Source organism: Kushneria sp. Sum13 (genome assembly GCF_052692355.1).
Genome location: NZ_CP199847.1, coordinates 264,361 through 276,749 on the forward strand (window position 1 = coordinate 264,361; position 12,389 = coordinate 276,749).

Sequence of the window (12,389 nt, forward strand, 5' to 3'; positions counted from 1 at the left end):
TGACAGAAGTCTGCAGCCAGATGACGATGTCGGCAATAACCCATCGACCACCGACTCGGATGCTGGTGAGTGATCTGACGTTTACGGGCTCGTCTGGCCGCTGAGCCATCCTGCGCGTACCTCGTCCCAGCCGGCGGTGAGCAATCCCTCATGCACTGCGCGCTGCGTGGCGTCATCCTTGTGCTGTGCGGCCTTGTGCTTGCCGGTCAGCCGCTCAATGTGAAACTCGATGCCCACGATCGCCCGACACATGCCGTCGATGTAATCCGCTGGCGCGTCGCTGATCGACCATGGCGTGGTTTGTTCACGCTCAAACCGGTCTGTCAGCGCGGCGACATGCGAGCGCAGCCAGTCGCGATCCTCGATAAACCGCAGGGTGCCGTGCGCCTGTACGCTCAGATAGTGCCAGGTGGGCACCACCCGGCCATGTTCGCGTTTGGCCGGATACCAGCTCGGCGTAATGTAGGCCTGCGGGCCGTGAAAGAGCGCCATGGCTGTCACCGACGGCGTTTTCCAGAGTCCATTGGCGCGGGCAATATGCCCTTCGAGCACGCCATGATCTCCCCGATGCGGATCAAGCAGCATCGGCAGCGGATTGGCATCAATGGTGCCATTGGCGACAGTCACAAGCGTCGCGAACGGATAGCGCTGCATCAGGGCATGCTGTGCTTTGAGACCGTTCATTTGGAAATGGCCCGGTAGATACATGGTCAGGCCTCCCCGTTGACGGTGGCGGTCAGCGACGACAGTGCCTGGCGCTGAATGCCGTGCGCATCGAAGTTGTCCGGCATCAGCCACTGCCTATGCGCACGGGCGATAGCCGGCCATTCGTGATCAAGGATCGAGAACCAGGCCGTATCACGATTGCGTCCCTGCACAACACGGTGCTGGCGAAAAAGGCCTTCAAGGCGGAATCCCAGTCGCCTGGCCGCGCGCCTTGAGGGCGCATTGAGCGCGTCACATTTCCATTCCACGCGGCGATAGCCCAGAGAAAAGACGTCATCGATCAGCAGATGCAGCGCCTCGGTGGCCATTCGGGTGCCCGCCATGAGTGTGGAAAAGCTCAGATGGCCCACCTCGATCGCACCGTGTTCGGGCGTCAGGTTGAGCCATGCAGCTACGCCCAGCGCCCGGTCGCTATCTCGATCAATGAGTGCCATGAACATCGGGTCGCGTAACGCTGCCTGATGTTCAATCCATTGCAGACAGCCTTTTTGATCATCAAAGGGTCGCCCACCGAGATAGACCCAGCGTGAGACATCATCCTTGCGCCAGGCGTTGAACAGCGATTCGCCGTGGGTGGCTGCATTCAGGGGAACTACGCGGCAATAGCGCCCCTCAATAGGGGTACGCTCAGGCAGGTTCGGTGGCTGCCAGTCACTGATCTGCTCACCCACCGGCGTGGTCCCGGGTTCGACGGGCGACGTCATGGTCGTGTCACCGGCAGGGTCAGCATATAGGTGTCGAAATCACTGTTTGTCTGCCAGCCGAGCGATTCATACAGCGCCTTCGCGGCATGATTGTGGATCTGGGTGCGCAGCATCAAGGCCGGTACGCCCTGTTCCAGCGCCAGGTCTGCGGCGGCCTGCATCAGTGACCGGCCGATACCGCGGCCACGTGCATCGGGTGCCACGAACAGATCGTTGAGCAGCCAGCGCGAGGCAAGGCTCACCGTCGAGAGCACCGGATAGAGCTGCACGAAACCGTCCGGGCCGGGGCCATCGTCATGAACCAGCAAATGGGAGTCGCCGCGCTGCAGGCGCTCGTGAAGGAAAGTGCGACAGGCTGCTGTGTCGCTTTTTTGTTGATAGAACACTCGATAGCCGTCCAGCAGCACGGTCAATGCTTCAAGATCAGATGAGCTGGCCAATCGGATAGGGGACATGGGGGCTCCTGAGTGGGGTGACGGTCTGTCATCCTGATCGCATACTGGCTCTTTCATAAGAACCAGTTTCGGGAAAACAGGGAGAACCGGTTGAGCAGACTGGCGCGCACGGCATGGGTGATCGAGGCACTCGCCATTCGGCTGGCGAAAAGCCGTGAGTCGGGGTTGAGCCTGGTGTTGTACACCGCACTGCGCGGCTGGATCGAGGCCGGTGAACTCGCTGCCGGCGAGGCGCTGCCGTCGTCCCGCCAGCTGGCCCGGGAACTGGAGATTGCGCGCAACACGGCGCTGGCGGCGCTGGACAGACTAACCGCAGAGGGGCTGGTAGCAAGTCGCCCCGGCGCAGGGCTGTTCGTGGCCCCGCTTGCCCTGGCCGAGGCGGTGCATCAGGCGCCGGCATTGACTCGGCGCGAGACACTATCGCGCCGGGGAGATCGCTTGCTGGCGGCCTGTGCCCCATCGGGTGGTGGCCACCGCGCCTTTGCGCCCGGTATCCCGGCGCTGGATCTTTTTCCCCGCGAGCAGTGGCAGCGGCTGCTGCGCCGTCATCAGCAGCGCGCGCCCGAACAGTGGCTGGCCTATCAGGCGACGGGTGGGCTGGCGGCACTTAAAACCGCGCTGTGTGACTACCTTCGTCTGTCACGTTCGGTGCGCTGCACGCCTGATCAGATTCTGATTACCCAGGGGGCGCAACAGGGCTTTGAGCTGATCGCCCGGCTGCTGGCCGACCCCGGTGACAGCGCATGGATCGAGGAGCCTGGCTATGGCGGTGCGCAGGTGGCACTAACGGCGGCGGGACTGTCGCTGGTGCCTGTACCGGTGGATGCCGAGGGCATTGATCCGCAGCGTGCCCCCGACGGGCCAGTGCCGAGATTGATTTACGTCACGCCATCGCATCAGTATCCGCGCGGTGTGACGCTGAGTCTGGCGCGGCGACTGGCGTTGCTGAATGCCGCCGAGCGCCATGGGGCATGGATCATCGAAGATGATTACGACAGTGAGTTTCGCTACAGCTCGCCGCCGCTGGCCTCGCTTCAGGGGCTGGTGGACCAGGCGCCGGTCATCTACGTGGGCACCTTCAGCAAGGTGCTCTACCCGGGCCTGCGGCTGGGTTATCTGGTATTGCCACAGGCGCTGGTCGAGCCTTTTCGACAAGCCAATGCCAGGCTCAACCGGGAGGGTCAGATGGTGGCTCAGGCCGCACTTGCCGAGTTTATCGAACAAGGGCACTTTTCCCGCCATGTGGCGCGCATGCGCCGGGCCTATCGGTCGAGACAGGCGGCGCTGCGCGAGGCACTGGCACCTGCTACTGCGATGGGGCTGACGCTTTCCACGGGGCATGCCGGCATGCACCTGCTGGCCGGACTCGATGACCTGGTTCAGGAGCAGGCGCTGGTCGAGGCAGGACGCGCCCGAGGCATTCAGCTTTCACCGCTGTCACGCTATTTTACAGGTCCGGCCACTCGGGCCGGGCTGGTACTGGGCTATGCTGGAAGTCATGAGCAGGAGATTGCTCGGGCCGGTGACTGGCTGGCCCGGGTGTGGCTGGGTCTTCAATGCCCGGTTTTTCAGCGTTAGGGGGAAAGCATCATGGCCGGCGGCTGGACACGAGATGGCGCAGTACAGGATCAGATTGACGATACCGTGGAGGAGGGCGTGGCACGGGCGCGCAGTCATCTGGCGAACCGGGGCGAAAGCCTGACGCACTGCGAAGAGTGCGAGGCGCCCATCCCCGAGCGCCGCCGCGAGGCCGTGCCGGGTGTTCGCCTGTGCGTGAACTGCCAGGCCGAGGAAGACCGGCACACGAGTCGAACTTCCGGGTTTAATCGCCGCGGCAGCAAGGACAGTCAGCTGCGCTGACGGGACACATTGTTGAAAGACCGGGCCTGGGGCCCGGTTTTTTTGGGCTCTACGCTTTTTTGCTTATTTCGAGCATAAGTGGAACACGCTATGCTGTCGGCCGGCAATGATGGGCAAAAGGAGAGACGAGATGACCGCGGCACGCTGGATTGGAGTGGTATGGCTATTGGTGATACCCGCCATTGTGCTGCCCTTTACGCTGCTGTCCCGCGTGCAGGCCTGGTATGGCAGCTTTCTGCTCTGGAGCGTGCTGGGGCTTTTGGTAATCGCGCTGAATGCGCTGGCCACGCGCCATTTTGGCCGCCCCACACAAGCAGTTGACGAGGAGGGCCGGCATGAGTGAGTCACTGATCTGGAGTGCCGTGGCGCTGTATCTGGTGGTATCACTGATCGTGGCCTGGCGTTCACGGCAGGGGCAGGGCAGCAGCATGGCCGACTACTTCCTGGGCAACCGTCAGATGGGGGGTGTGGTGTCGGCATTGAGCTACAGCGCCACCACCTACAGCGCCTTCATGATGGTGGGGCTGGCCGGGCTGACCTACGCCGGGGGCGTCGGAGCACTAGGCTTCGAGATTCTCTATTTTGCCGGGGTGTCGCTGGTGGCGATTTTTGGTCCGCGCTTCTGGGCCGTCGGGCGGCACTTCGGGTTTGTCACCCCTGGCGAGATGCTCGGGCATCGCTATGAAAGCCGCGGTGTGGCAATCGCGGTGACCCTGACCAGCTGTCTATTTCTGATCCCCTATGCCTCGGTACAGCTGGCAGGCGTGGGTTATCTGCTCTCTGGCATGAGCGGTGGGGCGGTGTCGTTTACCACCGGCGTGGTGGTCGCCACTCTCCTGGCGATTCTCTTTTCGCGGATTGCGGGCATGCGCTCGGTGGCCTGGACCGACTCGCTGCAGGCCCTTTTCATGATTGTGGCCTCGACGCTGGTCGCGCTGCTGGTGGTGCATGAGCTGGGCGGATTCGGCGTGCTTTTTGACCGACTGGCGCTGGAGCATCCGCAGTCGCTGGCGGTGCCGGGCAACGGCGTGTTCAGTCTGGTCAACTTTCTGGGGCTGACCCTGCCGTGGTTCTTTTTCAGCCTGTCCAACCCGCAGGTCAGCCAGCGCCTTTTCATGCCGAAGGATCTGAGTGCCATGCGGCGCATGCTGCTGGGCTTTCTGGTGTTTGGCTTTATCTATACATTGGTGTCGGTGCTGTGGGGTTTCTCGGCGCTGGTAGCCTTTCCCTCGCTTGAAAGTGCCGACCTGGCCACGCCGACGCTTCTGGCCTCAAACCACGTGCCACCGGTGCTGGGTGTGATCGTGATGGTAGGCATTCTGGCCGCGGCGGTATCGACCATCGACTCGATCATGCTGACGCTGGCCTCAATGATTGCGCGTGATCTTCGCCGGTCGCCAAAGGGCGATAGCAGTGAGCAGGCGCAGCTGCGGCTGGGCAAGTGGGTGATGCCGGTCATTGCACTGATCGCGCTGGGCTTTGCCGAGCTTCGCCTTGATCTGATTGCGGTGCTGTCGGTGGCCTCCTCAAGCGGGCTGGTCGTGGCCGTGCCGGCCATTGTGGGGGCGTTTTTCTGGGCGCGGGGTACGGCGGCCGGGGCGCTGGTCAGCATTGTGGGTGCCGGTGCGCTGGTGCTGGCAAGCTTTGTCACCGGCCTCAAACCGCTGGGCCTGCCACCGGGCCTTTGGGGCCTGCCGGTCGCGACGCTTTTATATCTCGTCACAAGCCTTGTGACCCGGCCACCCCGCGATGGGGCGCAGTTCATCCGGATTGCCGCCCGAGCATCGAAAACCTGAGTGTGACAACGACGACAGCGCCGCCCAAAAGGGCGGCGCTGTCGTATCAAGCGCTATCCAATCTGTTCATCACACGATGTGAATCAGGCGACCAGGCGGGTGCGAATCAAGCGCGTGACCAGCCAGGCGCGCAGCTGTGAAAGCTCGTCGGCGCAGAACTCGTTGCCCATGGTATGGGCGTGGTAATCGACGCTATAGCCCATGCGTATGAACTGATCGGAACGCTGACGCGCCGCGGCCTCGCCCACGATCGGGTCCTGGCGACCGTGATGCATGGTGATCAGCAGATGACGGTTGGCGTCATGGGTGTTGGAGGGCATGGTGCCCAGTGCCGTGGAGAGCATCATCAGCCCGCCCAGCCCCTTGCGAAAGCCCAGTGCGGCGTGGGCAGCGATATCGGCACCCTGGCCAAAACCGCCCAGAATGATCCGGCTGGCATCGATGCCATCGGCCAGTGCGCTGTCGATGCGCATCTCGACCTGACGTACGGCGTCGACCATCTGCTGTTGCGCATGGCCGCCGGCGATTTCACCGGGGGCAGCGTCATACCAGGCGCTGGCACGCTCGCCCTGACGGCATTCAAGCTGACGCATCGGGGCGCCGGGCAGTACAAAGCGTACGGCGCTGCTGTCAGGGAGGGCGAGTGCATGGAACAGCGGTTCAAAGTCGTAACCGCTGCCACCCTGGCCGTGCAGGAAGATAACGCAGGCGTCCGCCGGACGGCCGCTGGCGGGTTCGATGATCGAAGACTGGGCAAAGGACATGTCGACACCTTGAAAGACTGTGGAAGCGATGTCCCAAGGATGACGCTGGCGTGATCTCATGTCCGTGCCGTAAAAGGCGATCAGCCCTGTCGGCGCCGTATTTAAGCGCCCCGGCATGGCAGGCATGATTTTCCTGATGCCGGGCATGAGCTCCCTTGCCTGCCCTTTTCTCCTGAACGACTGAGGGGCTTCATGAGCCTGCGATGAAGATCCCTATTCTCCCAGCCGTTCGATCAGCCACTGACGAATGGCCGGTACCTGATCGGCGCTGATGGTGTGAACCATGGGCCAGGTCCGGTATTCCACGTCATATCCCATGTCGGTCAGGCGCTGGGCGGCGCGCTGGCCGAGGGTTTCATCCACGATCGGGTCCTGGGTGCCGTGATGGATCCCGATCGGCGTGGTGCGATTGGCGTCGTCCGGCTTGATGCTGTCGGCCGTGGCAAAATAGGTCGACATGGCCAGCACCCCGGCCAGCGGTTCGGGATAGGTCAGCGCCGCTTCGTAGGCCACGGCGCCGCCCTGGGAAAAACCGGCCAGCACGATGCGGCGGCTATCGATGCCACTGGCGATCTGTTCATCGATCAAACGATGAATGCGCTGTGCCGAGGCTCGGAGCTGGACTTCATCAATCTCGCGGTTGAGCGCCATGCTGGTGATGTCATACCAGGCCGGCATGGTCATGCCGTTGTTGACGGTCACCGCCAGCTGGGGGGCGTGAGGCGAGACAAAGCGCACCGGCATGTCTTCAGGCAGCGACAGCGCCGGGATGAGCGGGTCGAAATCGTGGGCGCTGGCCCCGAGGCCATGCAGGATGATGACCACGGCGGTGGCCGGCGTACGTTCTGGTTCGACAATGACGGGAGGCTGCTCGGTCATGGGAGGTCCTGTGGATCTTTAAAAGGATGGCCGGATGGTGCGTGAGTGCGGCGGAGCTGTCCATGGGTACTGGTGGATGGGTACTGGTGGATGGGTACTGGTGGATGAGTACGGGTAGATGGGCACTGGTGGCGCCGAACGGGATCGGCCAGGCTTGAAGGGCTTTCTTGATCACTTGAAGGGGATACTGCCATGAAGTCTCAAACTCTCTGGACGCTGGTCGGCACCGCCACGGCGGCGGCCACCGGCATTGCCATGCGTCAGGCCATGAAAAAGACCTTCCGCCACGGTATCTTTGAACCGCCGGTCAACCCGGATCGGGATGACATCGAGTGGCGTCAGGCGCTTTTATGGGGCGCGGCCAGCGGTATGGCAGTTGGTGCGGCCAGGATCGTCGGCTGGAAGATGGCTTCGGCCGGCATGCGTCGTACCCGCCGGTCACGCCGTGGTCAGCGGCTGCTGGCACGACTCGAGGATTGATCTCCCCTTGGAAGAGGGTGCCCGCCAGGGTTTATCGTCCCGCTGGCGGGGGCCTGCGGGACAGGGCTCGACCAGGGCGTGGACGAAAAATCGCTGGAGACGCTTGTTCAAGGTCTTCGTGCGGCGCAGAGTCATTGCACTCTGAAGTCTCTCATGTAATGATACTTTATAACATTTACCCGATGCCGAGCGTGGGTCTGCTCGGCATCGCGTCGTCATGGAATCACGTCGTGTCTCGTCACCTTTCTTCTACGGATGATTCGCCGAACGCCCAGCGTGCGCGCGATGATCATGTCATGCGCCGCTGCCAGCGCTCCATTCTGGCCTCCTCGGTGGGCTGGCGGTTGTTGCTGGCAGCGGTGGGCCTGGTCGGGCTCTGGTCCATGGTGCACTGGGCGGTGGCCGTGCCATGAGCTGCCCTGATCTGAAGGGTGCGCCCATCCACCTTGAAAACCTCACCATTACCTACCAGCGCCACCCGGCCGTTCATCATGTGACCGGCAGTTTCGAGGCCGGCAGTCTGACGGCGATTATCGGCCCCAACGGGGCCGGCAAGTCGACCCTGATCAAGGCACTGACCGGCACCATGGCCGCCTCCGAGGGTCGCATCGACCGGGCCGGAATGTCGGCCAGCCGCTATGGCTACCTGCCCCAGGCCGCCGAGGTTGATCGCAGCTTCCCCTTGAGCGTTTTCGATACCGTCGCCATGGGCGACTGGCATCGACTGGGCGTGTTTGGCGGCATGAAGCGCCAGGATGTGGCACGGGCGCTGGAGGCGCTCGACAAGGTTGGTCTGGGCGGTTTCGAGCAGCGACGCATCAGCGAACTCTCGTCCGGGCAGTTCCAGCGCGTGCTGTTTGCCCGTCTGTTGCTGCAGGATGCGCCGGTCATTTTGCTGGATGAACCCTTCAACGCTATCGATGAGCGCACCACCCGCGATCTGCTGTCGCTGATCCGCCACTGGCACGAGCATGGCCGCACCGTGATTGCCGTGCTGCACGACATGTCCCAGGTGCGTCAGTGCTTCCCGCAGACGCTGTTGATGGCACGTGAGGCGATCGCCTGGGGGCCCACCGAGGAGGTGCTGCAACCGCACCACCTGAAGCGGGCCAACATGATGGAAGAATCCTGGCGTCAGGATGCCCATACCTGTGAACTGCATGAGGAGCAGGCATGAGCATTCTCACCACGGTCTATGACGTAACGCTGGCCCCCTTTGTGGATTTCGGCTTCATGCGCCGGGCGCTGGTGGCCTGTATTGCGCTGGGGCTGGGCTCGGGCCCGGTGGGCGTGCTGTTGATGCTTCGACGCATGAGTCTGGTCGGCGATGCCATGAGCCACGCCGTACTGCCAGGCGCTGCGGTCGGCTTTCTGGTCGCGGGGCTGTCGCTGCCGGCGATGGGGCTGGGCGGGCTGATCGTGGGGCTGGCGGTAGCGTTGCTCTCCGGGCTGGTCAGCCGCACGACGGCGGTACGCGAGGACGCCAGCTTCGCCAGTTTCTATCTCACCTCGCTGGCCGCAGGCGTTCTGATCGTATCGCTCAAGGGCTCGAGTGTGGATCTGTTACACGTGCTCTTTGGCACCATTCTGGCCATCGATCAGAACGCGCTGTATCTGATTGCCGGCATTTCCTCGCTGACGCTGGTGCTGCTGGCCCTGATCTATCGACCGCTGGTCATGGAGTGCTTTGACCCAGGGTTCCTGCGCGCGGTCGGCGGGCGCGGGCATCTCTATCACGTGCTCTTTTTGCTGTTGGTCGTGCTCAATCTGGTGGCGGGCTTTCAGTCGCTGGGCACGCTGATGGCGGTGGGGCTGATGATGTTGCCGGCGGTCGCGGCGCGCTTCTGGGCGGTCAGCCTGCCGGGCATGATGTTCAGCGCCATGCTGGTGGCCTTTCTGGCCGGCATCGTCGGGCTCAACATCTCCTTTCATACCGGCGTGGCGTCGGGCCCGACCATCGTGCTTTCGGCCAGCGGTATCTATCTGCTGTCGTTTCTGTTCGGGCGGCTGGGCATCGTGCGTCAGCGCCTGTCACGTCCACACCTGGCCGGCTAGATCGGGTTTTGGACCAGCGTTTCTACTGTTAAACGGGGAGCATGCATGAAGATCAGAGTCTGGTGGGCCGGGGCAGCCGTACTGGCACTGTCGCCGCTGTCGGCGGCGGTAGCGCAGGCCGCTGACATCAAGGCAGTGGCCTCCTTTACCGTGCTGGCCGATGTGGTCAGTGAAGTGGGAGGCGACCGGGTCGAGGTGTCGAGTCTCATTGGCACCAACGGCGACCCGCACGCCTATGAGCCGACGCCGAACGACGTGCGTCGGGTGCGCGACGCTGATGTGGTATTCATGAGCGGGCTGGGGCTTGAAGGCTGGATGGATCGTTTGATCACCACCTCCGGCTTCAAGGGCAAGCCCGTGGTGGTCTCAAGGGACATTCACACCCGTGAAATGGATGAGTCATCGCACGAGCATGATGAGGGCCATGAAGAAGGCCATGACGGCGAAGATCACGATCACGGCCATGACGCGGATGATCACGATGACCATGAGGAGGGTGACGGCGGTCATCACCATCATCATGACGGCCCCGACCCCCACGTCTGGAACAGTCCGGCCAATGTCGGGGTGTGGGTCGACAACATCGTGGCAGCGCTGTCGAAGGCGGACCCGGCCGGGGCCGAGGAATATCGCGCCAACGGCGATGCCTACAAACAGGAGCTCGAGTCGCTGGACAAGTATGCCAGAACGCAGATCGAGGCCATTCCCGAGGCCCGGCGCAAAATCCTGACCTCCCATGATGCCTTCGGCTATTTCGGCGACCGCTACCATGTGACCTTTCTGTCGCCTCTGGGCATGACCACCGACAGCGAGGCCTCGGCGAAGGATGTGGCAGAACTCATCACGCAGATGAAGGGCGAGCACATCAAGAGTTATTTCTTTGAAAACTCCAACGACCCGCGGCTGGTCGAGCAGATCGCCAATGCCGCAGGTGCCGAGCCCGGCGGCGAGCTGTACGTGGAAGCACTTTCAAAAGACGATGGTCCGGCGTCGACCTACGTCGACATGTTCCGCTTCAACGTCGATCAGATGGTCAGGGCCATGAAGCAAAGCGACTGATTAATCGCCTTTGTACCGGCTTGTTCAGGGCCCGGCCTCTTCAGGGAGTGCCGGGCCTTCATGTCTGTGATGTTCTATTCTTTTGATCCGGACGGATCACTTTATCAATACGCGGCCCCGGCCGCCGGAGTCACCATGTTTCCGACCTTTACCCTGCGCTATTCGCGTCTGCCGGCCCATTTTTTTGAACCCTTCACCCCGGTCACCGTTGAAAAGCCCACCCTGATTGCCTTCAATCAAACGCTTGCCGAGACGCTGGGATTTGACCTGACTGCCTTCGATGAGCAGCAGGCCACCGAGTGGTTTTCCGGCAATGAGCTGCCCCCTGGCGCCGAGCCGGTCGCTCAGGCCTACGCCGGCCACCAGTTTGGCGGCTTCTCGCCGCGGCTGGGCGATGGGCGCGCGGTGCTGCTGGGTGAAGTCACCGACCGTCACGGGCAGCTGCGTGACATTCAGCTCAAGGGCGCCGGGCGCACGCCCTTTTCCCGTGGCGGCGATGGTCGTGCGCCGCTCGGCCCGGTGCTGCGCGAATATCTGATCAGCGAGGCCATGCATATCATGGGCATCCCTGCCACGCGCGCGCTGGCAGCCGTCACGACCGGGGAGCGGGTCATGCGACGCATGCCGGAACCCGGCGCGGTGCTGACGCGGGTGGCCTCAAGTCATATCCGGGTCGGTACCTTTCAGTACTTTGGCTCGCGTCATGACGCCGAGGCCGTGCGAGTGCTGGCCGATCACGTGATCGAGCGCCACTATCCCGAGCTTTCCGATACCCCCGAGCAGGATCGCTATCTGGCGCTGTTAAAGGCCATCCAGCAGCGCCAGGCCGAGCTGGTGGCGCGCTGGATGGGCGTGGGCTTCATTCACGGCGTAATGAACACCGACAACACCTCGATTGCCGGCGAGACCATCGATTTTGGCCCCTGCGCCTTCATGGAGCGCTATGACCCGAAGACCGTCTTCAGCTCAATCGATACCGGCGGGCGCTATGCCTACGTCAATCAGCCGGTGATTCTGCAGTGGAACATGGCGCGTCTGGCCGAGGCGATGCTGCCGCTGTTTGACGCCGATGAGCAGCGCGCCATCGAACGGGCCACCGAGGTGGTGCAGGGCTTCTCCGAGCAGTATCTCGACGCCTGGCTTGGAGTGATGCGTGAAAAGCTGGGCCTTGTGCAGGCAGAAGACAGTGATCAGGCGCTGATCGAGGCGCTGCAGGAGGCCATGCGGGTCGGGCGCGCCGACTTCACCCTGACGTTTCGACAACTCGGCGAGTGTGCTCGCGGTGAAGACGGTGACGCGGCGCTTCTGGCGTTGTTTGAACAGGACGCGGGCATTCGCTCCTGGCTTGAACAGTGGCGGGCCCGTCTGGCGCGCGAGGCGCGCAGCGCAGATGAGATCGCCCGTCACATGCAGGCGATCAATCCGCTTTATATCCCGCGCAACCACCAGGTCGAGCAGGCACTGAGCGCCGCCGCCGAAGGGGATTTTAAACCCTTCGAGACGCTGCGCGAGATTCTCGCCCACCCGTTTGAAGAGCAGCCCGGGCGTGAGGCCTGGACATTGCCGGCCTCGCCCGATGAGGCCGTGTTTCGGACCTTCTGCGGGACCTGA

Annotated in this window: 15 protein-coding genes; 10 read left to right on the forward strand and 5 right to left on the reverse strand. The window is 62.9% G+C overall.

Annotation, left to right across the window (positions count from 1 at the left end):
- Positions 1–81: 81 nt before the first annotated feature.
- The 3 genes from ACUN8C_RS01145 to ACUN8C_RS01155 are packed head-to-tail and all read right to left on the reverse strand — an operon-like array spanning position 82 to position 1,885.
- Positions 82–708, reverse strand: a complete 627-nt coding sequence (locus tag ACUN8C_RS01145) for an FMN-binding negative transcriptional regulator (protein WP_445620557.1) — start codon at positions 706–708, stop codon at positions 82–84.
- A 2-nt stretch (positions 709–710) separates the two neighbouring features.
- Positions 711–1,430, reverse strand: coding sequence for a GNAT family N-acetyltransferase (locus ACUN8C_RS01150; protein ID WP_445620558.1), 720 nt, complete (start codon positions 1,428–1,430; stop codon positions 711–713).
- On the reverse strand, positions 1,427–1,885 hold the full coding sequence (locus ACUN8C_RS01155; protein WP_445620559.1) for a GNAT family N-acetyltransferase: 459 nt from the start codon (positions 1,883–1,885) through the stop codon (positions 1,427–1,429). The genes ACUN8C_RS01150 and ACUN8C_RS01155 overlap by 4 nt, the downstream gene beginning before the upstream one ends.
- A gap of 90 nt (positions 1,886–1,975) precedes the next feature.
- Between ACUN8C_RS01155 and pdxR the strand changes: the two genes are divergently transcribed.
- The 4 genes from pdxR to ACUN8C_RS01175 all read left to right on the forward strand — a co-directional run bounded on the left by pdxR (position 1,976) and on the right by ACUN8C_RS01175 (position 5,541).
- Positions 1,976–3,463: a MocR-like pyridoxine biosynthesis transcription factor PdxR gene (gene pdxR, locus ACUN8C_RS01160; protein ID WP_445620560.1), complete on the forward strand. Its 1,488-nt coding sequence runs from the start codon at positions 1,976–1,978 to the stop codon at positions 3,461–3,463.
- A gap of 12 nt (positions 3,464–3,475) precedes the next feature.
- A complete protein-coding gene (locus ACUN8C_RS01165; RefSeq protein ID WP_445620561.1) occupies positions 3,476–3,745 on the forward strand; it encodes a DksA/TraR family C4-type zinc finger protein in 270 nt (89 codons plus the stop codon).
- A 130-nt stretch (positions 3,746–3,875) separates the two neighbouring features.
- Positions 3,876–4,088 (forward strand): hypothetical protein, encoded by a 213-nt coding sequence (locus ACUN8C_RS01170; protein ID WP_445620562.1) that lies wholly within the window; start codon positions 3,876–3,878, stop codon positions 4,086–4,088.
- Positions 4,081–5,541: a sodium:solute symporter family protein gene (locus ACUN8C_RS01175; protein WP_445620563.1), complete on the forward strand. Its 1,461-nt coding sequence runs from the start codon at positions 4,081–4,083 to the stop codon at positions 5,539–5,541. The genes ACUN8C_RS01170 and ACUN8C_RS01175 overlap by 8 nt, the downstream gene beginning before the upstream one ends.
- 83 nt (positions 5,542–5,624) lie before the next feature.
- On the opposite strand, the gene ACUN8C_RS01180 is transcribed toward ACUN8C_RS01175, so the two are convergent.
- Both ACUN8C_RS01180 and ACUN8C_RS01185 read right to left on the reverse strand, forming a co-directional pair.
- Positions 5,625–6,305 carry an alpha/beta hydrolase gene (locus ACUN8C_RS01180; RefSeq protein ID WP_445620564.1) on the reverse strand — a complete coding sequence of 227 codons (681 nt, stop codon included), beginning with the start codon at positions 6,303–6,305 and terminating at the stop codon, positions 5,625–5,627.
- Positions 6,306–6,518: 213 nt separating this feature from the next.
- Complete coding sequence (locus tag ACUN8C_RS01185; RefSeq protein ID WP_445620565.1) at positions 6,519–7,184, reverse strand: alpha/beta hydrolase; 666 nt, start codon at positions 7,182–7,184, stop codon at positions 6,519–6,521.
- A gap of 192 nt (positions 7,185–7,376) precedes the next feature.
- On the opposite strand from ACUN8C_RS01185, the gene ACUN8C_RS01190 reads away from it, so the two are divergent.
- The 6 genes from ACUN8C_RS01190 (at position 7,377) to ACUN8C_RS01215 (ending at position 12,389) form a co-directional block, all read left to right on the forward strand.
- The gene (locus ACUN8C_RS01190) at positions 7,377–7,664 is read left to right on the forward strand and encodes a DUF4235 domain-containing protein (protein ID WP_108840966.1); all 288 of its coding nucleotides are present in this window, start codon (positions 7,377–7,379) and stop codon (positions 7,662–7,664) included.
- A 230-nt stretch (positions 7,665–7,894) separates the two neighbouring features.
- Positions 7,895–8,077, forward strand: a complete 183-nt coding sequence (locus ACUN8C_RS01195; protein ID WP_133240958.1) for a hypothetical protein — start codon at positions 7,895–7,897, stop codon at positions 8,075–8,077.
- Positions 8,074–8,841, forward strand: a complete 768-nt coding sequence (locus ACUN8C_RS01200; protein ID WP_445620566.1) for a metal ABC transporter ATP-binding protein — start codon at positions 8,074–8,076, stop codon at positions 8,839–8,841. The genes ACUN8C_RS01195 and ACUN8C_RS01200 overlap by 4 nt, the downstream gene beginning before the upstream one ends.
- Positions 8,838–9,719 carry a metal ABC transporter permease gene (locus ACUN8C_RS01205; RefSeq protein ID WP_108840963.1) on the forward strand — a complete coding sequence of 294 codons (882 nt, stop codon included), beginning with the start codon at positions 8,838–8,840 and terminating at the stop codon, positions 9,717–9,719. Before ACUN8C_RS01200 ends, ACUN8C_RS01205 begins: the two co-directional genes overlap by 4 nt.
- A gap of 45 nt (positions 9,720–9,764) precedes the next feature.
- Positions 9,765–10,778, forward strand: a complete 1,014-nt coding sequence (locus ACUN8C_RS01210) for a metal ABC transporter solute-binding protein, Zn/Mn family (RefSeq protein WP_445620567.1) — start codon at positions 9,765–9,767, stop codon at positions 10,776–10,778.
- A gap of 135 nt (positions 10,779–10,913) precedes the next feature.
- A complete protein-coding gene (locus ACUN8C_RS01215) occupies positions 10,914–12,389 on the forward strand; it encodes a protein adenylyltransferase SelO (protein ID WP_445620568.1) in 1,476 nt (491 codons plus the stop codon).